The organism is Nocardia sp. NPDC052566, from assembly GCF_044547285.1.
Classification (GTDB): Bacteria; Actinomycetota; Actinomycetes; order Mycobacteriales; family Mycobacteriaceae; genus Nocardia.
On sequence record NZ_JBIUAF010000010.1, the window covers coordinates 264897 to 286023 of the forward strand.

A 21127-nucleotide genomic window follows, 5' to 3' on the forward strand; every position below is an offset into this window, starting at 1 on the left:
GGGTCAGCCGTTGCCCGGCCCGAGGGTTGCCCGCGCCCCGGCCGGAGCCGGTTCTTTCAGCCCGCGGCGACGATCTCCAGCTCGACGAGCCATTCGCTGACCAGGGTCTGGACGACGATCGCCGTGGTCGGGATGGCGCGGCCGCCGAGCGCTTCCAGGCGCGCTGCCGCGTTCTCCTCGGCGTAGGCGGCGTCGCGCAGGTAGCTGGTCTGCCGGACGATGTTGTCGACGGTCATCTCGGCCGACGCCAGGATGGCTCGGATGTTGTTCCAGATCAGGGTGAGTTGCTCGGTGAGCGTCGCGCCCGGCTTGCCGTCGGGATCGAGACCCATGGTGCCGGAGATGAAGAGGAACTTCTGCGCGCCGGTGACCTCCATCGCGTGGATGTAGTCCTCGGTCGCGGGGTAGACGCCTTCGGTGGGATTGCGTGGTACCAACTGCACGTCACCGATCTTGTCATGTCGCAACGTAATTCGCCTCCGAGTATTGACGCCCCCTGTTTTAGTCTTCTACACTAAAACAATCACACGGGAGGAAGTGATCCACATGGGTTACGGAAATTGGGACGACACCGCGTATCGGGCGGCCAAGACATTTCGTGCCAGCAGGGGGCTCGACGACTTCGGATACACCGCCGAGATGCGGTCCGAGCCGTACGGCCGATGGCGGCCGCATCCGGCGCTCGACCCGCTCGGCGTCGACGTCCGGGAATGCCGCGATTCGGCCGAGCACGGTCATTCGCTGCCCATCGCGGTGCTGTTCGACGTCACCGGATCGATGGGGCGGGTGCCGCGCATCATGCAGGACAAGCTCGGCAAACTGCACGGGCTGTTGCAGCGCAAGGGATATGCGCGGGATCCGCAGATCCTGTTCGGCGCCATCGGCGACGCCGACAGCGACCGGGTGCCGCTGCAGATCGGACAGTTCGAATCCGACAATCGGATGGACGAGCAGCTGCGCCGGATCTTCCTGGAGGGCGGCGGCGGTGGTCAGAAGTCCGAAAGCTACGAGCTCGCAGCGTATTTCATGGCCACACACGTGGTGACCGATGCGTGGGAGAAGCGCGGCAAGCGCGGCTACCTGTTCCTCATCGGCGACGAGCTGAACAAGCCGCACCTGCCGGTCCGTCACATCCGCAACGTCATCGGCGACAACGTGGGCCGCAACATCGCGGTCGATTCGATCTACCGCGAACTGGCCGAGCGGTGGCACGTGTACTACGTCCTGCCCAACGAGTCCAGCTACTTCGACGACCCCGACATCGCCGACCACTGGCGGGCCCTGCTCGGCCAGAACTTCCTGAAACTCGACGACCCCGCCGCCGTCTGCGAACTCATCGCCCTCACCATCGGCCTCGAAGAGAACACCGTCGACCTCGACACCGGCCTGGCCGACCTCCGCGACGTCGGCTCCACCACCGAATCCACCGCGGTAGGAAAGGCACTCGCCGCCCACGGCCCCCGAGCCCTCCCCAGCGGCCACTGACCAGTTCGCCGCGCGTGGACAGGGAGGAGTTCGACATGGTCGGGCGGCACATTGTGGTGGTCGATCTGGGGTTCGGGGATGCGGGGAAGGGGGCGACGGTCGATTGGCTGTGCTCGGCGGAGGCGGGGCTCGGGGTCGGTGCGGTGGTGCGGTTCAACGGGGGTGCGCAGGCGGCGCACAACGTGGTCGCCGAGGGGCGGCATCACACGTTCGCGCAGTTCGGGTCCGGGACGTTTTCCGGTGTGCCGACGCTGCTTTCGCGGTACATGCTGGTCGAGCCGATCGCGCTGGCGGGGGAGGCGCGGCAGTTGGCGGCGCTCGGTGTGCCGAATCCCTTGGGGCTGCTGCACATCGACGAACGCGCGCTGCTGACCACACCGATCCACATCGCGGCGAACCGTGCCCGCGAAGACGCGAGGGGTTCCTCGCGGCACGGTTCCTGCGGTCGTGGCATCGGCGAGACGGCGAGCCACGCGCTGGACCACGACGCGCCGACGGTGTCGGATTGCCTGCGTCCCACGGTGCTTCGCGAGAAGCTCCAGGCGCTCGCCGCGCACTACGCACCGTTGATCGCGCCGAGCGAGCACCGCTACGAGCCGATCGACGACCTCGTCGACATGTACCGCGAATTCGCCGCGGCCGTAACCATCAGCGGCTCAGGCCAACTCGCCCGTTTCGCCCGGCGGGGACGCCTGATCTTCGAAGGCGCACAGGGCATCCTGCTCGACGAATGGCGCGGCCTCCACCCGCACACCACCTGGTCCACCGTGGAACCGCGCAACGCCCGCGCCATGCTGGCCGCCATCGGCGCGACGGGCTACGTACTCGGCGTCACCCGCACCTACCTGACCCGCCACGGCGCGGGCCCTTTCCCCACCGAGGACACCACCCTCGCAATCCCGGAGCCGCACAACACCATCGGCCGCTACCAGGGCCCGTTCCGCCTGGGCCACTTCGACCCGATTCTGCTCCGCTACGCCATCGAGGCCGCAGGCGGCATCGACGGCCTCGCCGTCACCCACCTGGACGCCCCAGGAACCCGTTACGCCGCAACCGAATACCGCACCCCCACCGGCACCGTCGACCACCTACCCCTCGGGAATTGGCAAGACCTCACCCACCAACAGCACCTGACCGACCTCCTGACCACCGCCACCCCAACCCTCACCCCCTTACCGGCCGACCTCGTCTCCTGGCTCGAGCACGAACTCCGAACTCCGGTAGTCCTCACCGCCAACGGCCCAACCCGCACCCACCGCACCCCCACCGCCCCCGCCGTAGCCGCGGCATGACAACCGCCGCAGTCGAGTAGCACCGCCTGAGTGCACACTCGCCGATCGACCGGTACGGCCGGGGTTTGTGTGGGGTGGTTATCGGGTGGGTGGGGTCTGGGGCAGGATGGGTCGGCGTGGAGCAGTCCGTGGTTTCGGTGGATGTGGTGGCGTTGCGGTTCTGGCCCGACGATGCCGGGGTGACCGTCGGTGTCGCGCCGCGCGAGTGGGCGCCGTTCGCCGGTGAACTCGCGTTGCCCGGTGTGCTGCTCGGGCGGGGGGAGCGGCTGGTTGCCGCGGCGCGGCGGGCGGTGCACGCGAAGCTCGGCGTGCCGGAGGCCGCGATCGGGGCGGTCGGCCAGTTGGTGACCTTCGACGAGCCGAACCGCGATCCGCGCGGGCCGACGCTGTCGATCGCGATGTGGGCGGTGGTCGGCCCGCATGAGGGTCCGGCGCAATGGGTTTCGTTCGATCAGGTGCCCGCGCTCGCTTTCGATCACAACCGCATCGTCGACGCCGCGCGCGGCCTGCTCACCCGCCTGCTCTGGAAGGACCGCACCTTCACCCGCGCACTCACCGGCGACGAATTCCCCGCCACCCGAGCGGTGGAGCTCACCACCGCGATCCTCGGCACCCGCCCCGACCCGGCCAACCTCAACCGCACCCTCGCCGCCATCCCCGGCCTGGAGCGCACCGCCGAACGCCGCCGCGTCAAAGCCACCGGCCGCCCCGCCGTCGTCTGGGCCTTCACCCCCGACAGCTAGCCCATCGAACCCCCTGCGCTCGGCGTGCTCAACCGCGCGGGGCGTACATGATGATGGCGACGCCGATCAGGCAGATGGCGGCGCCGAGGTAGTCCCAGCGGTCGGGGTGGAATTTGTCGACGAGCATGCCCCAGGCGAGCGAGCCCGCGACGAAGACGCCGCCGTATGCGGCAAGGATCCGGCCGAAGTTGGGGTCGGGCTGGAAGGTGGCGACGAAACCGTAGGCGCCGAGCGCGACGACACCCGCCGCGATCCACAGGATGCCGCGCTGTTCACGCCAGCCCTGCCAGACCAGCCAGGCGCCGCCGATCTCGGCGAGCGCGGCCAACGCGAACAGCAGCAGCGACTTGGCAACGGTCATACACGAAAGGTACCGACCGGCCGGGCTTATCGATGTTCGGCGGACCTCTGCTCAACCGGCACTGTCAGCTCACGGATCCGCCGATTCCGTCGCGCGGGGCGAAAAGTGTCCGCTCAGCAGAGTTGCAGTTCATATACCGCGTATGCCCGCTTCAGCACCGGGTACGAAACATTGCGTACCGGAACCCCGCCCGCGGTCTTGCCGCATTCGGTGCCGGCGTGGGCGTGGCCGTGGATGGCCAGCGATGCGCCGCCGCCGTCGATGGCGTCCGCGAGCTCGTGGCAGCCCAATCCGGGGTAGATCTTCGTCGGCTCGCCGACCAGGGTGTCGATCACCGGTGCGAAATGCATCAGGGCGATGCGGATTTCGGTGTCGAGGGAGTCGAGTGCCTGGCGCAGCACCAGTGCGTCCAGTGGCCCGCGGCGCATTCGGGCCTGGTGTTCGAGGCTGCCTTCGTCGGGGGTGCCGGGATGGCCGGGGAAGCCGCCGCTGCCGCCCATCACGCCCGCGATGCCGACGCGTGTACCGGCCACCTCCAGGGTGACGGTGTCGCCTTCGAGCATGTGCACGCCGATGCCGGTGAGCATGGTGGCGATGCGGTAGCCGAGCCGCCGGTCGTGATCGTGGTTCCCGAGTACGGCGACCACGGGTACCGGTAGGTCGGCGATCTCGGCGCACAGCATATCCGCCTCACCGAGGGTGCCGCCCTCGGTGAGATCGCCGGCGAGCAGCAGCATGTCGGCGTGTGCGCCGAGGCCGGTGAAGGCGGGGCGGAATTTGCCTGCGACGGCGGCGCGCAGGTGGAGATCGGCGACGGCGGCGATCCGGACGCGGGACTGCATGGCCCCAGCCAGCCAGATGGGCGATGCGGTGTCAATCGGGCTCGCGCCCGCGTTCGGCGCCGGATTGCCGTAAATCCGGCGTTCATCACTGAGACACGGCGTGTGAACTGTAGGAATAGCTATCGGCTATGGAGAGTTGGCTCGGTGTTCAGCGAGGCGACCAGCGATGGCGCTACCGATGAAACGTCAATGAACAGTCGCTCCGGCGCCTTCCGTACGGCCATGGCTACCCCGCATGGTTCGGATCATGAACCGAAGGCAGCTGTTGTCGAATGCTGTTGCGGTCGCGGCCGTTACGCTACTTCCGGTAGCCGCGGCCACCCGGGCCGCCGGGGCGGAGGTCAGCGTGCCCAAGGTCGTCGTCCTCGGCCTGGACGGCCTGATGTATCACAAGGTTCAGCAGGTGAAGGCCCCGAATCTGTTGCGGCTCAGCGCCGAAGGCCTGCTCAGCCGCAGCTCCATCGCCCCGCACATCACCATTTCCGGCCCGTCGTGGGCAACGGTGCTGACCGGTGTCTGGGACCGTAAGCACGGCATCAAGGACAACGGGTTCGACGCGAAACCGTTCGCGAAGTATCCGACGGTGTTCACTCAGCTCGAGCGCTTCCGCCCCGGCCTGAAGACGCAGTCCATCGCCACCTGGGACATGATCGCGATCATGGCGGGCAGCGGCACCCCGCACGCCGATGTCGTCATCTCCACACCTCCGGTGCCGAACGACCCCGATGAGGACAAGACCGACGGCGCCAGCACGGATGCCGCGGTCACCGCCATCACCCGCTTCGCCCCCGATTTCCTGTTCGTCTGCCTCGATCAGGTCGATTTCGCGGGCCACGCCCACGGCGGCGCGTCCGACGCCTACCTGGCGGCCGTGCTCCGCATCGATGCCCAGGTCGGCCGCATCGTCGCCGCGATCGACGCCCGCGCGAAGGCCAACCCCGCCGAACAGTGGACGATCCTGGTCACCGCCGATCACGGCCACACCCCGAAGGGCGGCCACGGCGCCCAATCCTCGGACGAGACAACCAATTTCGTCATCGCCCGCGGCCCCGACTTCCCCGCGGGAGCCACCACCTCCCGCTACACCCTGGTCGACATCACCCCGACCGTCCTGGATCTGCACGGCGCACCGCCCGCCCGCGACGCCGACGGGGTCTCGATGCGCGCCATCCCGGCCGTCGAAGCCGCCAGCGTCCGCTGATCCCGCGACACCACCGAAGCGACACCATCGAGCGGATGTAACCATCCGGGCACTCGAGGCGGTATCCATTCGTTGTCCGATCGGCAGGCTCGTATCGGACGCATGCTCGAGTGCGGGACTAAAGTTGGTGGTCTGGGCGGTTGCGGCGTTCGGATAGGGTGGTCCGATCGCGGCGTTGGAAGGTGGTGGCATGACTCAGCATCTTGGCGGGGCGAATGTCGAGCAATCGGCAGTCGACCCGCGAGTCAATGGTGCCCAGCCCGCCTCGGCGCCGCCGCCGACCCCGCAGGCGCAACCGCCGAGGCAGCCCGGCGCTTCGGCGGCGGTACCGACCTCGGCCTCGCGGCGGGTGCGGGCGCGCCTGGCCCGCCGGATGACCGGCCAGCGCGGCATCGCGGCGGTCAAGCCGGTGCTGGAGCCGCTCGCCTCGGTGCATCGTGAGCTGTATCCGAAGGCGAATCTGACGCTGCTGCAACGCGCGTTCGACGTCGCGGACGAGCGGCACAAACATCAGTTCCGCAAATCGGGCGATCCGTACATCACCCATCCGCTCGCGGTGGCCAACATTCTGGCCGAGCTCGGCATGGACACCACCACGCTCGTCGCGGCGCTGCTGCACGACACCGTGGAGGACACCGGCTACTCGCTCGAGCAGCTGACCCTCGATTTCGGCGCGGAGGTGGCGCACCTGGTCGACGGCGTCACCAAGCTGGACAAGGTGAACCTCGGCGCGGCCGCCGAGGCCGAGACGATCCGCAAGATGATCATCGCGATGGCCCGCGACCCGCGCGTGCTGGTGATCAAGGTGGCCGACCGCCTGCACAACATGCGCACCATGCGTTTCCTTCCGCCGGAGAAGCAGGCGAAGAAGGCCAAGGAAACACTCGAGGTGATCGCGCCGCTGGCCCATCGCCTAGGCATGGCCACGGTCAAGTGGGAACTCGAGGATCTGGCCTTCGCCATCCTGCACCCCAAGAAGTACGACGAGATCGTGCGCCTGGTCGCCGACCGCGCGCCCTCGCGCGACACCTACCTGGCGAAGGTACGCGCGGAAATCGTGAATACCCTTGCGGCGTCCCGGATCAACGCGATCGTCGAGGGCCGCCCCAAGCACTACTGGTCGATCTACCAGAAGATGATCGTCAAGGGTAAGGACTTCGACGACATCCACGACCTGGTCGGCATCCGCATCCTGTGCGACGAGGTGCGCGACTGCTACGCGGCGGTCGGCGTGGTGCACTCGCTGTGGCAGCCGATGGCGGGCCGGTTCAAGGACTACATCGCGCAGCCGCGCTACGGCGTCTACCAGTCGCTGCACACCACGGTGGTCGGCCCGGACGGCAAACCGCTCGAGGTGCAGATCCGCACCCAGGATATGCACCGCACCGCCGAATTCGGCATCGCCGCGCACTGGCGCTACAAGGAGACCCGCGGCAAACACTCCAACGACAGCACCGAAGTCGACGATATGGCGTGGATGCGCCAGCTGCTCGACTGGCAGCGTGAGGCCGCGGACCCGGCCGAATTCCTGGAGTCGCTGCGCTTCGACCTGAAGTCGCCGGAGATCTTTGTGTTCACCCCGAAGGGCGATGTGATCACGCTGCCGCAGAAGTCGACCCCGGTCGATTTCGCGTACGCGGTGCACACCGAGGTCGGTCACCGCTGCATCGGCGCCAGGGTCAACGGCCGCTTGGTCGCGCTGGAACGGCAGCTGGAGAACGGCGAAGTGGTCGAGGTGTTCACCTCGAAGGCGCAGAACGCCGGACCGAGCCGCGACTGGCAGAACTTCGTGGTTTCCCCGCGCGCCAAGGCCAAGATCCGGCAGTGGTTCGCCAAGGAACGCCGCGAGGAGGCGCTGGAAAGCGGTAAGGAGCAGATCTCCAAGGAGGTTCGCCGCGTCGGGCTGCCGCTGCAGCGGTTGATGAGCGTCGACGCGATGACCGCCGTCGCGCACGAACTGCACTACACCGATATCTCCACCCTCTACACCGCGGTCGGCGAGCACCAGGTCTCCGCGCACCATGTGGTGCAGCGGCTCATGGCGCAGCTCGGCGGCATCGGTGACGTGGAGAACGAGCTCGCCGAGCGCTCCACCCCGTCGACGACGCCGAACCGCCAGCGCGTCACCGGTGACGCGGGCGTGCTGATTCCCGGCGCGCCAGGCACGGTGGCCAAGCTGGCGAAGTGCTGCACCCCGGTGCCCGGCGACGAGATCATGGGCTTCGTGACCCGCGGCGGCGCGGTGAGCGTGCACCGCACCGACTGCACCAATGCCGGTTCGCTGCGCGAGCAGGCCGAGCGCATCATCGAGGTGGCGTGGGCGCCCTCGCCGTCGTCGGTGTTCCTGGTCGCCATTCAGATCGAGGCGCTCGATCGCACCAGGCTGCTCTCGGATGTCACCAAGGTGCTCGCCGATGAGAAGGTGAATATTCTGTCCGCCTCGGTGGCCACCCACGGCGACCGCGTGGCTATCAGTAAATTCACCTTCGAAATGGGCGACCCGAAACATCTCGGCCATTTGCTGAATGTGGTTCGGAATGTCGAGGGCGTGTACGACGTCTACCGGGTGACCTCGGCGGCCTGAGCCCGGCCATCGAGCAGACTGTTCGGTTGGTAGCTTCGAGTTAGCCAGCGCGCCAACGGTTTCCGATGGCCGGGTAATCGCTCCGCGATTGCCCCCGCTGCGCCGCGACCGGAAACTTGTCCGGGCGCGGCCCCCGCCCCATGGGCAAGTGTCGTGAATTCCGGGGCTATTCCTGGAAGATTTTCGCTGTTGCGGCGGTAATAACCGGAATCTGTTACGGTCTATGGCGTTTCGACGGGCTTGTGTTAACTGCAGCAATACGAACTGATAGCGGATTCGTCATGGCCAGAGGCACGGGAAGACTTGCGGGAATGCTCGTTGCGTTCACCGTTGCTGTCTCGACCGCCGGCATCGCTCCCGTGGTAGCCGAGCCGTCGACGAAGCTGTCGATCACCGTCTGTCCGGCACTGTACGCGTTGGGAATTCAGGGCACCGGGGAATCGTCGCCGGATGCCGCGCCGACGACGGATACCGGCATGCTGTCCACCGTTTTCCGGCCCATGCTGGCCAAGGCCCCCGACGCCGGTCTGGTCGACCGCGCCTATGTCCCTTACGAATCCAGCTTCGGCGGAGCGACCTCGACGACCACCGTCCCGTACGCGGATTCGGTGGCGGGTGGACTCGCGCGGCTGCGGTCGATGGCGCGGACGGTCGCCGACGCGTGCGCGAAGACCCGCTTCGCCGTGGTCGGGTATTCGCAAGGGGCACATGTCGCTTCGATGTTCGCGCAGGAGATCGGCAACGGCGCGGGCGTGTTGCCCGCGGACCGGGTCGCGGCGGTCGCGCTGTTCGGCGATCCGACCCGCAACCCGGGCGCGCCGCTGTTCCCCGGTTCGCCGGGCAAGATGACCCCCGACGCCGCACCGGGCACCTCGGGCGACCGGTTGGCGGGCATCGAGGCGCTACCGCAGTCACCGGCCTCCGGCGGCGGCATCGGCCCGGAGCGGGACAGGGCGGCGAACTTCGGCGCACTGACCGGCCGAGTGGCCAGTTTCTGTGCGGCGGGCGATCTTTCGTGCGACGCGCCCGCGGGCGCGCCGATCCTGCGCGCGGTGGCCACCATCGCGGGCCAGTCCACGCTGTCCGGCGGTGATCCGGTCGCCTCGCTGGTCTCCATCGCGCAGGCGCTGGCCTACACCTCGATCAAGACCGCGACGCGGGTCGTCGACGAGGACGTGAAAGGCGCCTCGCTCGCCGCCATGTCGCTCGCGCCGGGCAGGTCCATCTCGCAGCGCATCGCCGACGCCGCCGACCCGCGCACGCCGCTGGACGTGCCCGCCGCGCTGCGGGCGCTGCTGCGGGTCGGCATGATCGGGATCGACGCGGTGGCCACCCTGGTCAGGTCCGTCATCAACCCGGCGGCCCTCAGCGAATTGGCCACGGCGGGACTGGCCGATCCGGCGGCCGGGCTGCGGCTGCTCGGCACCGGGCTGGCCGACGCGGTCACCCAGCTGGTGCCGCCGACCACGGTGTCGCGCTTGGTAACTCAGGCGTTCGATGCCGTGGTGTCCACCATCACAGACAACCGCGAATTGCTCGATGTCACCACCTGGGTGCGCTACTGGGACACCGTCCAGCGGCACCAGGCGTACAACAATGCGACGGTCGCGGCGAACGGCGACGCGCCGACCAGGTTCGTTGCCGAGTGGTTCGCCGCGGTGGCCAAGGATGTGGCCGACAGGTTCGGCGGTAAGGCAGCCCCGCAGAGTAGCCGAACATCCGCCGAGAACGGAATCGCCGGGCCGAGTACCGGCGCGTCGGCTACGCCGAATACCTCCGGTACGGGAGAATTTCCGTTCGGGACAGGAGCCGAGGGCGCCTCATCCGGCGGCGCGACTTCGAATCCGCCCACGGTACGCCCGGGCACCGCCAACACCTACCCGTTCTCCACGAACTGAACGCCGAGAGGGTCCGACGATGCGACACGCGCCTTCCGCGGGAATGGGGGAATGTTGAAGTCGTACAAAGACCTGTCCCGGTGGTACGAGGCGCTGGAGCCCGAACCGGGCGCGCGCCCGGTGACACCGCACGCTCCCTTCGACGACGACGGGCCCGCCAGGTACCCGCACTACATTCGCGAGGAAGATCCCGAGGCCGAGCGCGTCAAGGCGGAGGTGCCGCCCGATCTGCCGTCGCGGCGCGCCGAATTCACCGGCGGCTGGTCGGACTGGGTGGACGGCCGCGCCCCCGGTCCGGACGACGATTACGCCGAGCCGCGCGACGGCGACCTGGTGCGCTTCCCGTGGCCGGACGAGGACGACTACGCACCGGGTGCGGCACCCGCGTCTGCCAAGGACCTACGCAAGGCGGCGCGTGAGCGTCGGCGCTCCCGGCGCGGCCGGGTGATCGCGGTGCTGATCGTCGCCGTCGTACTGCTCGCCGCGGCCGCCGCCGGAGTGATGTATCTGCTGCGGGCCGGTCAGGGCGCCGCCACCGGCACACCGGCCACCATGCAATTCACCGCGGGCAGCAACCATTCGAGCCCGGCGCCCGGTCTCCTGCCCGGCGCCTGCCCGACCGAACGCACCGGCGGCACGCTGCGCAGCGCCGAGGCCGGTGGCACCGGCAGCGGACCGGACGCGGTGCTCGCCTTCCAGCACGCCTACTACGTGGCGCGCTCCGGTGAGCAGGTCAGGCAGGTGGTCGCGCCCGACGCGAACGTGGCGCCCGCACCGCTGATCCAGCGTGGCATCGACTCCATTCCGGTGGGTACTACGCACTGCGTGCGCATCGCGACGCTCGCCGAGGGCAAGTACTCGGTGGAGGTCACCGAATATCGGCCCGGCGGTGTCCCCGCCACGTACAAGCAGACGGTCACCACCGCGGTGATCGGCGGTCGCACCCTGATCACGGGTATCGCGGCCGGATAGAGGAGAAGAGGAAATGGCAGAGGACTGGAGCCGCTGGCTCGACGAGGCACCCGCGCAGGACGGGCCGTCGAGTGGGGACGCGCGCGGTACGGCTCCGGTGGTGCGCCTGCGACGCGGCAAGGGCTCCGACGACGACTACGCCGAACCGGTCCAGCGCCCGATCCTGGTGGTCGGCGGCTGCGGCGGCGCGGGCACGACGACCACCGCACTCGGCATCGCGGGCGAACTCGGCGTCGCCGGGATACCGACCATCGCGGTGGACGCGACGGCGGCGGGCAGCGATCTGGCGCTACGCGGCGCCGACGAACACCTGCATCCGATCAGCCTGCAGTCATGGTTGTACGGGCGCGGCGACGACGAGCCCGCGCCGCTGAAGGAGTGCCTCTCGCGCGCGAGCTCAGGGATCGGACTGCTCTGGCGCGACGCCGCGCCGTTGCGGCGACGCGCCACGTATTTGACCGTCGCGCGCGCGGTCGACGACGCGGGCTACACCGCGGTGTACGACGGCGGCAGCCCGATTGCCGGGCGTCAGCTGCGTCCGCTGCTCGCCGACGCGGATGTTGCTCTGGTACTTGCCATTCCGGCACGCGCCGACGCGGCCAACCGGCTTCGGGTGACCCTGGAATGGCTCGACGACCAGTTCGGTGACTCGGCCGAGGGACAGGGTGCCGGCATCGTCGGCGATACGACAATCGTTGTCTCACACCAGCATCCGGGTGGCGAGTCGCGCGTTGCGGATCATTTGCGCGAACACCTGTCCGGCTGGGTCCGCGATATCAGGGAGATCCCGTACGATCCGCATCTGGCCCGCGGCGAACTCGTCCGGCACGCCTCGCTGGCGGCCGAGACGCGCCGGGCCTATGGGCGCCTGCTCGCCGGGGTGGCATCATGACCGCCGCCATGAATCTTCCTCGCCGCCCCGAAGCCGCCCCCGCCGGTGTTGTCGCCCCTCCCGAATCGCGTCGCGCGCCGATCTGGGACCGTCCCGTCCCCGGTGTCGGCCGGGCGCCGCTGGTCTGGTTACTGGGTGTGCATGGCGGTGCCGGAGCCAGTACCCTCGCGCATGTGCTTGCGCCCGCGGCGGATTCGAGCCGCCGCTGGCCCGGCGTCTTCGAGCGTGAATCGCCCTTCGTCGTTCTGGTTGCCAGAGAGACCATTTCGGGTCTCACCCGGGCGCATGACCTTCTGCGCCAACATCATTCGGGTTTCGCCGGTGGCGTCGACGTGCTCGGGCTGATCACCGTCGCCGCCCGGCCCGGCAGGCTGCCCGCCGAGATCAGGCGCTACCGCGACGTGGTCGGCTCGCTGGCCGGTCAGCTGTGGCAGGTGCCGTGGTACGAGGAGTGGACGCTGGTCGAGGCGGAGAAGCTGCCGGTGTGGGCGCCGGGAGATCCGTTGCCGCACAAGAAGCGCAAGATCGACCCGCTGGAGGAAGTCCCGCTCGACATCAGAGAGCTCGGTTACGACATCGTCGCCGCCGTGCGCGAGAATCTCAGTGCGAGTACAGATTTCGGGGAGGACGAGTGAGCGTAAACCTTAGTACACGTTTCCAGGAGGGTGTCCGATGAGTATGTTGCTCCTCGCCGTGCAGGACACGTACGGCACGGTCCTGGCGCAGGTCGGCAATCCGGTTCCCGAGGCGCCGCCCGGCTCGGAGAAGATCCTCCAGCTGGTCCGGTACCTCACCTGGTTCGTCCTGCTGTCCGGTATCTGTGGCATCACCTACGCGGGTGGCAAATTCGCCTGGGAGAAGTGGACCGGCGGTGGACTCGAATCGCCGAAGATGGTGGCGGGCGCCATGATCGGTGGTGTGGTGGCGACCAGCGCGGGCACCATCATGAACGCGGTCATCGGCACCTGAGATGTCCGAGACAACTGAAACGCGGATGTCGGCGGCAGAGTTGCTCGCGTACAAGCGAATGCCGTCCGAGGTGCTGGAACCGCTGATGCACCTGCTGAATTGGCTGCTTTGGTTCGTCCTGTTGGTGTGCCTGGCGTGGATGATCGTCTCCGCCGGTCGGCTGTGGCTCGCGTTCCGCAGCGATCTGGCGATGAACGACGCCTCGCACGGCGTGCTGATGAGCCTGCTCGGTGCCATCGTCGCCAGTACCGCCTCCGGGATCGCCCTCGCGTTCCTGCCGGCGTGAAGCATCCGGGATCCTCGATGAATTCCACAGTGACGCGACGTGATTGCCCGAGTGGCGCGCTCCGGCGTTACCGGGCGCGCGGTTCGGCGGCGGTCGGGGTTGCCCTGCTGATGGCCGCCGTCGGCTGCGGTGGCGGCGATGACCGCGACCGGTCCGATCTGTCGGCCGCGCCGACCGGCGTGCGCTGGCAGGCCTACCAGGGTGTGTCGCTGCCGCACGCCGATCAGGGGCCGAAGCAGACGGTCGACGGCGCGGCAACGGGTTTCGAGCGCTCGCCGGTCGGCGCCGCGCTCGCCGCGATCATCCACCAGGTGCGGCTCTCGGTTGCGGTCGACGGCCAGTGGGGCAAGGTCGCGGCCCAGGAGGTGGTGCCGGACCGGGCCAAGGACGAGTGGGCGGTGAGCAGGCTGCAGCTGTCCATCACCGGCCCGGTGGCGCCGGAATACGCACCGCGACTGCTCGGCTACAAGATCACGGCTTACACCGATGACCGCTCAGCGGTAGACGTCTATACCGAGTACTCGGACAAATCACGCGCGGTGAACCACACCACCGTCGAGTGGTTCGGCAAGGACTGGCGCTTACGCCTGCCCGACCCGGAATCGACCGCAAGACACGTCGAAGCCATCGACGTATTACCCACCGACATCGTGACATTGGAGGCGCCGAAATGAGCAGCGAGAGGGAGCCGTACGCGCGCGATCGCGTCTCCTTCGGCGCGGTCGCGTCCGCGGCCGTGCTCGCGCTCATCGTGATCGTCGGCGTGATCATGTATGTGAGCCGCGACGATTCGTCCGCGAGCGGCTCGGTGGCCAAGGGCGGCAATGCCGACGCCACCGGCTTCGCCGATCCGGACGTGGATCTGCTCGGCAGGCGCGTCGACATCCCGAACAACCCCGCGGGACAGCCGCTGACGCAGGATCCCACGCGCCAGCGCAAGTCCTCGGATCCGGACTGGCTGACCGCGGCGCCGGAGGGCACCACCGGCCCGCACGGCTGGCAGCGGGTGTACGGCGCCTCGGTGCCGTTCTCCACCTCCGACGGGCCGAGCCGGATCGAAGACGGCCTGGCCGTTGGTTATTCGCATACACCGCAGGGCGCGGCACTCGCGGCGGCGCAGATCACCTACCGGCTCAACGCCAGGCCCGCCGACCGTGATCTGTACGTGCGGCAGGTGCGGGTCAACGCGCAGCAGATCGCCGCCTACGACAAGGCACTCGCCGCGGACCGGTTGCCGCAGCAGCAGCCGGAGAAGATCACCAAATATTTCGTCGCCACCGACGCGTTCAAAATCGACGACTACGCCGACGATCTGGCGATTCTGCGGCTGGCGGCCCGCGGCGAGGTACAGGACGGCAAGCAGACCTGGATCGCCGTGCGCCTGGTGATGGTGTGGGACGCGGGGGACTGGCGCCTCAAGCCCGCCGCCTCCGCCAATGCCAGGGGCGACTTCGTCGAATCGCTGGCGGGGTGGACGAAATGGTGAGCGCGCGCCGCCGCTCGCCGCTCGCGCTGTACGGCGCGGGCGCGCTGATCGCCGTGGCCGTCACCGCGACGGTGACCGTTGTCGCGGTGCGCGACAACGCCGCTCAGGGCGATCGGGTGACGCGGACCAATGTGAGCTCGGTGAACGCGCCCGCGCCGGAAGCGCCTGCGGCGACCGGATTTGCCGAAATGGACGCCGACGCTTTCGGACACCGCTTCGACCTGCCGAAAAACCCTGCGGGACAGCCGCTTACGCAGAACGGCGGGCAGCGTAAGCCGACCGATCCGGATTGGCTCACCGCGGCACCCGGCGGCACCACCGAGCAGGGCGGCTGGCAGCGGATATACAACGGCCCGGTGATTCCGTTCTCCACCACCGACGGTCCGACCGGGATCGAGAACGGGGTGCCGATCGGCTTGGGCCACACACCGCAGGGCGCCGCGCTCGCGGCCGAGCAGATCTATTGGCGCACGGCGGCTCGATCGACCGATCGGGCCCTGTGGCAGCAGTTGGTGATCCTCACACCCCAGGAACAGGCCGACCGCGACAAGAAACTGGCCGAGGGCAAGATCCCCGAGCAGCTACCCGAGTCGGCAAAACCGCTGTTGTTCGCATCCGACGCATTCCGAATCGAAAGCTATAGTGACGAATTCGCTGTGGTACGTATTGCCCGCAAGACCCGTGATTTCCTGCACGGCGGGCGAAGTTGGGTGGCCATGAGACTGAATATGGCATGGCGCGATGGTGGCTGGAAACTCAAATCGTCCGCGAGCGAGGCACAACCGCTCGAGACGATCGACTCGATCGATGGGTGGACACAATGGTGAGGCGGCTGTTCACGATCCTCGCGGTCATATTCACGGTGATGATCGCGACGCCGACGGTGGCCTATGGTCAGACCTACGGATTCGACGAGAAGTGCAACGAATTGCACGACACGCTCGACAATGTCGGCCTGCCCGGATTCTCCCTCGGTGACGCCGCGTCGGCCGCGTGCAAGGCGGGCAATGCCGCCTCCCATCCCGGTCAAGCGGCGAACGCGGTCAAGGACAAGGCGTGGGACTCCACCTTCGGCAAGGTGGTCGATTCGCTGATGAACGGCCTCGGCGAGGCCATTATTCTCGCGCTGACATTCTGGATGAAGGTGCCCAACGAGGCGGCCAGTGATTCCGGTTCGCTGTTCACGAAGATCAACGACTACACCTATCAAGCGCAGATATTGCTACTCATCGCCTCGGTGATACTTTCCGGCGCCAGGCTGGCCGAGGCGCGCCGCGGCGCGGTGATGAACGAGGCCGCCGAATCGTTCCGCATGTTCGCCAGGGTGGTATTCAGTTCCTGGATGCTCGGCGCGGTGATCGTCGCGGGTACCCAGGCCTCGGATCGCTTCTCCGAGTGGATCATCAGCGAGTCGACCAACGGCAACGCCAAGGACCTGGCCGAGCTGATGGTGAAAACCAGTAAACTGCAAGCCTTCTCGCCGGGCCTGGTGCTGATCATCGCGATCGTCGGCCTGCTCGGCGCGCTGGCGCAGATCGTACTGGCCATCGTCAGGCAGGGGCTGCTGCTCGTCGCGGCGGGCGCGCTGCCGCTGGCCGCGGCCGCGTCCGGGATGAACGTCGGTAAGTCGTCGTATCAGAAGCTGATCGGCTGGGTCATCGCGTTCATGCTGTGGAAGCCGGTGGCGGCGATCGTCTACATGATCGCGTTCACCACCGCGGGCCACGTCGACAGCCTCACCTCGACCGGCGGCCTGCCGGAAGGTGAAGAGGCGCAACGCATGCTGGTCGCGGTCGTGCTGCTGTGCAGCGTCGCGTTCGTGCTGCCCGCGCTGATGCGCCTGGTCACCCCGGCGGTCGCGATCGTCGGTAGCGGCGGTTCCGGTCTCACCGCGGCGGGCGGCACCCTCGTCGGCGTCGCGGCGCTCGGCGCCATGGGTACCAAGGCGGTCGGCGTACGCGGTACGGCCGCACCGGGTTCCGCGGGGTACGTCAGCGGCAGTTCCACCGGACCGCGCCCGCCGGGCGGGGCGGGCGGCACGCGCGGCACCGGCGGCAGGCCGCCCTCGCCACGCGGAGGCGGCGGTGGTGGCGGCGGAACTCCGCCGCGCGCCTCCGGGCCGTCGGGCTCGGGCGCAGTACAGTCCGGTGCGGCCAGGGTGGCGGGCCGGGTCGGCGCGGCACGCGCCGCGACCAGCGGTCTGAGCCGGGCCGATCAAGCCATGGGTGACGTCGCGGGCGACCGCTGGGCGAACCGGTCGCCCGACCTCGGGAGGAGCACCATTCCGCGATGACGACAACGGACACCTACGAGCGGCGCTCGTACGGACTGTGGCAGAAGCCCCGCAGCGCAGGCCTTTTCGGCCTGCGCTGGGAGGAGACCGTGCTCGGCTTCGTCGTCGTGATCACCGCGCTGCTGTGCGCGCTGGTCGGCGGATTCAAGTGGGGCGCGATCGTCGGCGGCGTCGGCCTGGTCGTGATGGTTCCACTGGTGTGGCGGACAGGGGGCCGCTCCGGATACGAGAACGGAATAATGATGTTCAACTGGATGCGCTCGCGTAAGCGTGGCGAGCACGTGTACCGGGGCGGGCGGTTCTCCCGCATCCCCGGTGGGGTCACCCGGCTACCGGGGTTGCTCGCCCCGTCGAAGCTGTACGAGGGCATCGACGCGGGCGGTTACAGCTTCGGCATGATCCACCTACCGCAGTTCGCGCAATACACGGTGGTGCTGCGCGCGTGGCCGCAGGGCCACGAGGCGGTGGATCAGCCGGTGATCGACCGCTGGGTCTCGGCGTGGGGCACCTTCCTCGCCTCGGTCGGCCAGACCAGCGACATCGTCGCCGTCGTCCCGGTCATCGATACCGTGCCGGAGACCGGAAACCGTTTGCTCACCGAGGTTTCCACGATCACCCGCCCGGACGCGCCGGAGCTGGCACAGCAGGTGATGTACGAGCTGGCGACCGAGCTGCCGCAGGAGCGGGTGCAGCTGCTGCCGCGCGTGGCCATCACCTTCAAGGCCACCACCGCCGAACGCCGTAAGAACCCGGCCGAGGAGGCGGTGGAGATCGGCCGTCGGCTGCCCGGCATCTGCGCCGCGATGGCGGAGGCGGGCGTGCGCGCGCAGCCGATGTCGGCCGACGAGGTGATCTCGTTCATCCGGCGCAGCTACGACCCGGCGTCGCAGGCCGATCTCGAGGTCGCCGCCGCGGATCCCGGGGGGCACGGCCTGGATTGGGCCGACGCCGGACCGGTCTCGCACGACGAGAAATGGGACCATCTGGTGCACGACGGCGGCCGCTCGGTCACCTGGGAGATGGACGCCGCACCCGAGGGCGCGGTGGACGAACGCGTGCTGCAGCGACTGCTTGCTCCCAATCCCGAGGTACCGCGCAAACGAATCGCTATCGTGTACCGCCCGCACTCGGCCGCCGACGCCGCCGAAATCGTCGACGACGACTTCAAGAACGCGCTGGTGGCACAGCAGAGCGAACGGGGCGTCGTCTCCGCCGCCGCGACACTGCGGGTCGGCGCCACTCAGCAAGCCCGTGAGGAACAAGCCCGGGGTCACGGTGTGACCCGCTTCGGGGCGCTGGTGACCATCACCGAGCCCCTGCGCGGCGATCTGCCGCGTATCGAAGCCATCACGCGCGATCTGTCCACGCAGGCGCGCCTGAAGATCCGGCGGTGCTACCGCTACCAGGCGGCGGCCTTCGCGGCCTCGCTCGGCTGCGGGGTGATCCTGCCGGAACACGCGACCATTCCGAAGGCATTGGCGGGGTGAGTGATTCATGGCACGTGATTACGAGCCGCCGGTACGGGAGCGCGATGGCGCCCCGCCCCGGCGCGGGCAGCGCCGCGACGACGACTGGGGCGAGCGCCCCGCCGAGCGCAGGCCGCGCGGTGGTGAGCGCTCCGGTATCGAGGACATGCCGGACCGGCCACGGCGACCAGCGAGTGCCGAGACGCCGCTTCGCGACGCTCGGCCCGGCGCGAAGCGACCTTCGGCCGCTGCGCCTCGGGTGAGCGGCGACGAGCGTTCGGGCGTCGAAGAGACACCCGAACGGGAACGGCGCTCGGCGCGGGAGGGGGCCGAGCGGCGGGCGCGCGGCGGCGATGCCAGGCGTAGTGGTGATGCTGCCCGTGGTGGCGATGCCGGACGCGGTGGCGAAAAGCCCCGTGGCGAACGAGGTTCCGCCGATCGGGCACGTGCCGAGTCGGCGCGCAACGGCAGGCCGCGCGACGGCGGGCAGCCACGCGCGCCGCGGCCCGATCGCACCACCAAGAAGTCGAGCCGCGGTCAGCGGGTCGCGAAAACCGATTACACCGCCGACCGCGCGATGGGCGCACCGCAGCAGGACAAGGCGGCGCGGCGCGCAAAGGCCAAGGCGGACAAGCGTAAACAGTCCGGCCCACCGCTGCTCGACGACGTCACCAGGGCCAAGCTGGAGGCGATCGCCAGGGAGCAGACGGGGTTGCGCGCCGGATGGGCGTCGTTCCGCATCCGCACCGACGATATCCGCAGGCGCAACTACGCCGCGCGTGCCGAGGCCACCTTCGAGGACGGATTCGACCGCAGCACAGCCCAACTCACCGACCGCGGCTATGCGGGCCCGGGCGGCGGCCGGATGAACGTGGTCGGCCGCCCCGTCGAATATCGCGCGACCACCGCGCAGGTCGCCGGTCTGTGGCCGTGGTCGGTCGGCGCGGGCGCGCCGCTGATCGGGACACCGCTCGGCTCGCATCTGCACACCGGCGCGCCGGTCTGCTTCGATCCGATGAACTGGTTCATGCGCGGCAGCTTCATCACCGCGCCGAGCCTTTTCGTCCTCGGCCTCAACGGTTTCGGCAAGTCCTCGCTGGTGCGCCGGATCGTGCTCGGCGGCATCGCGCAGGGCATCACGCCGCTGATCCTCGCCGATGTCAAGCCCGACTACCGCAAGATGGTCGAGCTGGTCGGCGGCCAGGTGATCGACCTCGGCTACGGGCACGGCAAGCTCAACCCGCTCGCCGCCGGTGTACTCGGCTCGGTGGTGCCGCGGCTCAACGAGCTGCCCGCGCTGCAAATGCAAGTGCTGCAAGACATGCGGGCCAGGCAGGTGACGCTGATCGCAGGCCTGGTCGAGCTGGTGCGCGGCGCGCGGGTGCGCGACTACGAGGAGACGCTGATCGCCACCGCGCTGCGCATCCTGTACCAGCCGGGCAGCGGTTTCACCCCGGAACAGCCGCCGATCATGGAGAACCTCCTCGAGGTGATCGTCGCGGGCGGTGACGAATTGCAGCTCGACGCCGGCGCCGACGACGCGGCCGAATACCAGGTGGCGATCAAGGGCCTGCGCCGCTCGCTGCGCGCGCTCACCCAGGGCCCGTTCGGCGCGATCTTCAACGGGCAGACCACGGTGCCGATCGATACCGGCGCCGTCGCGGTGTGCATCGACGTCTCGCACATCCCGACCGGCGACAAGAAGCTCAAAGCCGCTGTCATGCTTGCCTGCTGGGCCGACGGCTTCGCCTCGGTCGAGGCCGCGCACGTGCTCGCCGACGCGAAGATGGGCCCGCAGCGCTACTTCCAGGTGGTGATGGACGAGCTGTGGCAGGTGCTCGGCCTCGGCGACTTCATGGTCGACCGGGTCGACGAGCTGACCCGCCTGCAGCGCACCATCGCCACCGCGCTGATCATGATCAGCCACACCATCAAGGACCTGCAAGCACTCGGATCCGATGCCGCGATCGCCAAGGCGATCGGCTTCCTCGAACGCGCCCGCGCCAAGATATTCGGCGCACTGCCCGCCGAGGAGGTCAAGCGCCTCGACAGCACCGTTCCGTTCACGTCCGCCGAGGAGGAGATGGTGACCGGATGGTCAGCGCCGCAAGCGCTCACGGGCGAGGCGCTCAAACCGGGACAGCAGCGGCCTTCGCCGCCCGGTACCGGTAAATTCCTGCTGAAAATCGGTGAGGACCGCCGCCCCGGCATCCCCTTCCACATGGAATTCACCCTGTCGGAGAAGGAAAGCGGCATCCACGAAACCAACCAGCGCTTCAGCGAATTCACCGAATCCACTGCGCGGGACTCCGATTCGGCGGGAGGGAGCGCCGCATGACGAGACGAGCCGCGAACAT

General features: G+C 68.7%; 20 protein-coding genes. 17 read left to right on the plus strand and 3 right to left on the minus strand.

The genetic code is table 11. The annotated features are described in order from the left end of the window. Positions 1-56: 56 nt before the first annotated feature. Positions 57-443, minus strand: a complete 387-nt coding sequence (locus ACIG5A_RS43370) for a RidA family protein (protein ID WP_397251425.1) — start codon at positions 441-443, stop codon at positions 57-59. A 103-nt stretch (positions 444-546) separates the two neighbouring features. Between ACIG5A_RS43370 and ACIG5A_RS43375 the strand changes: the two genes are divergently transcribed. The 3 genes from ACIG5A_RS43375 (at position 547) to ACIG5A_RS43385 (ending at position 3520) form a co-directional block, all read left to right on the plus strand. Then, on the plus strand, positions 547-1485 hold the full coding sequence (locus tag ACIG5A_RS43375; protein ID WP_397251430.1) for a hypothetical protein: 939 nt from the start codon (positions 547-549) through the stop codon (positions 1483-1485). A gap of 35 nt (positions 1486-1520) precedes the next feature. Then, positions 1521-2777 carry an adenylosuccinate synthetase gene (locus ACIG5A_RS43380; RefSeq protein ID WP_397251434.1) on the plus strand — a complete coding sequence of 419 codons (1257 nt, stop codon included), beginning with the start codon at positions 1521-1523 and terminating at the stop codon, positions 2775-2777. A gap of 116 nt (positions 2778-2893) precedes the next feature. Next, positions 2894-3520, plus strand: a complete 627-nt coding sequence (locus ACIG5A_RS43385) for an NUDIX hydrolase (protein ID WP_397251436.1) — start codon at positions 2894-2896, stop codon at positions 3518-3520. A 28-nt stretch (positions 3521-3548) separates the two neighbouring features. On the opposite strand, the gene ACIG5A_RS43390 is transcribed toward ACIG5A_RS43385, so the two are convergent. Both ACIG5A_RS43390 and ACIG5A_RS43395 read right to left on the minus strand, forming a co-directional pair. Further along, positions 3549-3881 carry a YnfA family protein gene (locus ACIG5A_RS43390; RefSeq protein WP_397251438.1) on the minus strand — a complete coding sequence of 111 codons (333 nt, stop codon included), beginning with the start codon at positions 3879-3881 and terminating at the stop codon, positions 3549-3551. 113 nt (positions 3882-3994) lie between these two features. Beyond that, a complete protein-coding gene (locus ACIG5A_RS43395; protein WP_397251440.1) occupies positions 3995-4723 on the minus strand; it encodes a metallophosphoesterase in 729 nt (242 codons plus the stop codon). Positions 4724-4970: 247 nt separating this feature from the next. Here ACIG5A_RS43395 and ACIG5A_RS43400 point away from each other — a divergent pair, with 247 nt between their 5' ends. From ACIG5A_RS43400 to ACIG5A_RS43465, 14 genes are all read left to right on the plus strand, one after another. Continuing rightward, positions 4971-5924 carry an alkaline phosphatase family protein gene (locus tag ACIG5A_RS43400; RefSeq protein ID WP_397251442.1) on the plus strand — a complete coding sequence of 318 codons (954 nt, stop codon included), beginning with the start codon at positions 4971-4973 and terminating at the stop codon, positions 5922-5924. A 190-nt stretch (positions 5925-6114) separates the two neighbouring features. Next, positions 6115-8508 (plus strand): RelA/SpoT family protein, encoded by a 2394-nt coding sequence (locus ACIG5A_RS43405; protein ID WP_397251444.1) that lies wholly within the window; start codon positions 6115-6117, stop codon positions 8506-8508. A gap of 311 nt (positions 8509-8819) precedes the next feature. Continuing rightward, positions 8820-10406, plus strand: coding sequence for a cutinase family protein (locus ACIG5A_RS43410; protein ID WP_397251446.1), 1587 nt, complete (start codon positions 8820-8822; stop codon positions 10404-10406). Positions 10407-10457: 51 nt separating this feature from the next. After that, entirely contained in the window at positions 10458-11378 is a 921-nt protein-coding gene (locus ACIG5A_RS43415; RefSeq protein WP_397251448.1) for a hypothetical protein, read from the plus strand. Positions 11379-11391: 13 nt separating this feature from the next. After that, entirely contained in the window at positions 11392-12270 is an 879-nt protein-coding gene (locus ACIG5A_RS43420) for a MinD/ParA family protein (protein ID WP_397251450.1), read from the plus strand. Continuing rightward, the gene (locus ACIG5A_RS43425; protein ID WP_397251452.1) at positions 12267-12905 is read left to right on the plus strand and encodes a DUF6668 family protein; all 639 of its coding nucleotides are present in this window, start codon (positions 12267-12269) and stop codon (positions 12903-12905) included. Before ACIG5A_RS43420 ends, ACIG5A_RS43425 begins: the two co-directional genes overlap by 4 nt. Before the next feature lie 37 nt (positions 12906-12942). Beyond that, positions 12943-13239 carry a hypothetical protein gene (locus ACIG5A_RS43430; protein ID WP_397251454.1) on the plus strand — a complete coding sequence of 99 codons (297 nt, stop codon included), beginning with the start codon at positions 12943-12945 and terminating at the stop codon, positions 13237-13239. A gap of 1 nt (position 13240) precedes the next feature. Further along, positions 13241-13525, plus strand: coding sequence for a hypothetical protein (locus tag ACIG5A_RS43435; protein WP_397251456.1), 285 nt, complete (start codon positions 13241-13243; stop codon positions 13523-13525). A 29-nt stretch (positions 13526-13554) separates the two neighbouring features. After that, on the plus strand, positions 13555-14199 hold the full coding sequence (locus ACIG5A_RS43440; RefSeq protein WP_397251458.1) for a hypothetical protein: 645 nt from the start codon (positions 13555-13557) through the stop codon (positions 14197-14199). Beyond that, positions 14196-15011, plus strand: a complete 816-nt coding sequence (locus tag ACIG5A_RS43445) for a hypothetical protein (protein ID WP_397251460.1) — start codon at positions 14196-14198, stop codon at positions 15009-15011. Before ACIG5A_RS43440 ends, ACIG5A_RS43445 begins: the two co-directional genes overlap by 4 nt. Next, entirely contained in the window at positions 15005-15838 is an 834-nt protein-coding gene (locus ACIG5A_RS43450) for a hypothetical protein (RefSeq protein ID WP_397251462.1), read from the plus strand. Before ACIG5A_RS43445 ends, ACIG5A_RS43450 begins: the two co-directional genes overlap by 7 nt. Beyond that, entirely contained in the window at positions 15832-17304 is a 1473-nt protein-coding gene (locus ACIG5A_RS43455) for a hypothetical protein (protein WP_397251577.1), read from the plus strand. The genes ACIG5A_RS43450 and ACIG5A_RS43455 overlap by 7 nt, the downstream gene beginning before the upstream one ends. Next, complete coding sequence (locus ACIG5A_RS43460) at positions 17301-18791, plus strand: SCO6880 family protein (RefSeq protein ID WP_397251465.1); 1491 nt, start codon at positions 17301-17303, stop codon at positions 18789-18791. Before ACIG5A_RS43455 ends, ACIG5A_RS43460 begins: the two co-directional genes overlap by 4 nt. A 7-nt stretch (positions 18792-18798) precedes the next feature. Then, on the plus strand, positions 18799-21108 hold the full coding sequence (locus ACIG5A_RS43465; RefSeq protein ID WP_397251467.1) for a hypothetical protein: 2310 nt from the start codon (positions 18799-18801) through the stop codon (positions 21106-21108). The last annotated feature ends 19 nt before the right edge of the window (positions 21109-21127 follow it).

Bases quoted from the DNA above. Each gene is read 5' to 3' on its own strand.
- ACIG5A_RS43390 (WP_397251438.1), bottom strand. From the start codon at position 3,881: ATGACCGTTGCCAAGTCGCTGCTGCTGTTCGCGTTGGCCGCGCTCGCC.
- ACIG5A_RS43380 (WP_397251434.1), top strand. From the start codon at position 1,521: ATGGTCGGGCGGCACATTGTGGTGGTCGATCTGGGGTTCGGGGATGCG.
- ACIG5A_RS43430 (WP_397251454.1), top strand. From the start codon at position 12,943: ATGAGTATGTTGCTCCTCGCCGTGCAGGACACGTACGGCACGGTCCTG.
- ACIG5A_RS43460 (WP_397251465.1), top strand. From the start codon at position 17,301: ATGACGACAACGGACACCTACGAGCGGCGCTCGTACGGACTGTGGCAG.
- ACIG5A_RS43415 (WP_397251448.1), top strand. From the start codon at position 10,458: ATGTTGAAGTCGTACAAAGACCTGTCCCGGTGGTACGAGGCGCTGGAG.
- ACIG5A_RS43395 (WP_397251440.1), bottom strand. From the start codon at position 4,723: ATGCAGTCCCGCGTCCGGATCGCCGCCGTCGCCGATCTCCACCTGCGC.
- ACIG5A_RS43410 (WP_397251446.1), top strand. From the start codon at position 8,820: ATGCTCGTTGCGTTCACCGTTGCTGTCTCGACCGCCGGCATCGCTCCC.
- ACIG5A_RS43375 (WP_397251430.1), top strand. From the start codon at position 547: ATGGGTTACGGAAATTGGGACGACACCGCGTATCGGGCGGCCAAGACA.
- ACIG5A_RS43445 (WP_397251460.1), top strand. From the start codon at position 14,196: ATGAGCAGCGAGAGGGAGCCGTACGCGCGCGATCGCGTCTCCTTCGGC.
- ACIG5A_RS43420 (WP_397251450.1), top strand. From the start codon at position 11,392: ATGGCAGAGGACTGGAGCCGCTGGCTCGACGAGGCACCCGCGCAGGAC.
- ACIG5A_RS43465 (WP_397251467.1), top strand. From the start codon at position 18,799: ATGGCACGTGATTACGAGCCGCCGGTACGGGAGCGCGATGGCGCCCCG.
- ACIG5A_RS43425 (WP_397251452.1), top strand. From the start codon at position 12,267: ATGACCGCCGCCATGAATCTTCCTCGCCGCCCCGAAGCCGCCCCCGCC.
- ACIG5A_RS43455 (WP_397251577.1), top strand. From the start codon at position 15,832: ATGGTGAGGCGGCTGTTCACGATCCTCGCGGTCATATTCACGGTGATG.
- ACIG5A_RS43400 (WP_397251442.1), top strand. From the start codon at position 4,971: ATGAACCGAAGGCAGCTGTTGTCGAATGCTGTTGCGGTCGCGGCCGTT.
- ACIG5A_RS43450 (WP_397251462.1), top strand. From the start codon at position 15,005: ATGGTGAGCGCGCGCCGCCGCTCGCCGCTCGCGCTGTACGGCGCGGGC.
- ACIG5A_RS43405 (WP_397251444.1), top strand. From the start codon at position 6,115: ATGACTCAGCATCTTGGCGGGGCGAATGTCGAGCAATCGGCAGTCGAC.
- ACIG5A_RS43435 (WP_397251456.1), top strand. From the start codon at position 13,241: ATGTCCGAGACAACTGAAACGCGGATGTCGGCGGCAGAGTTGCTCGCG.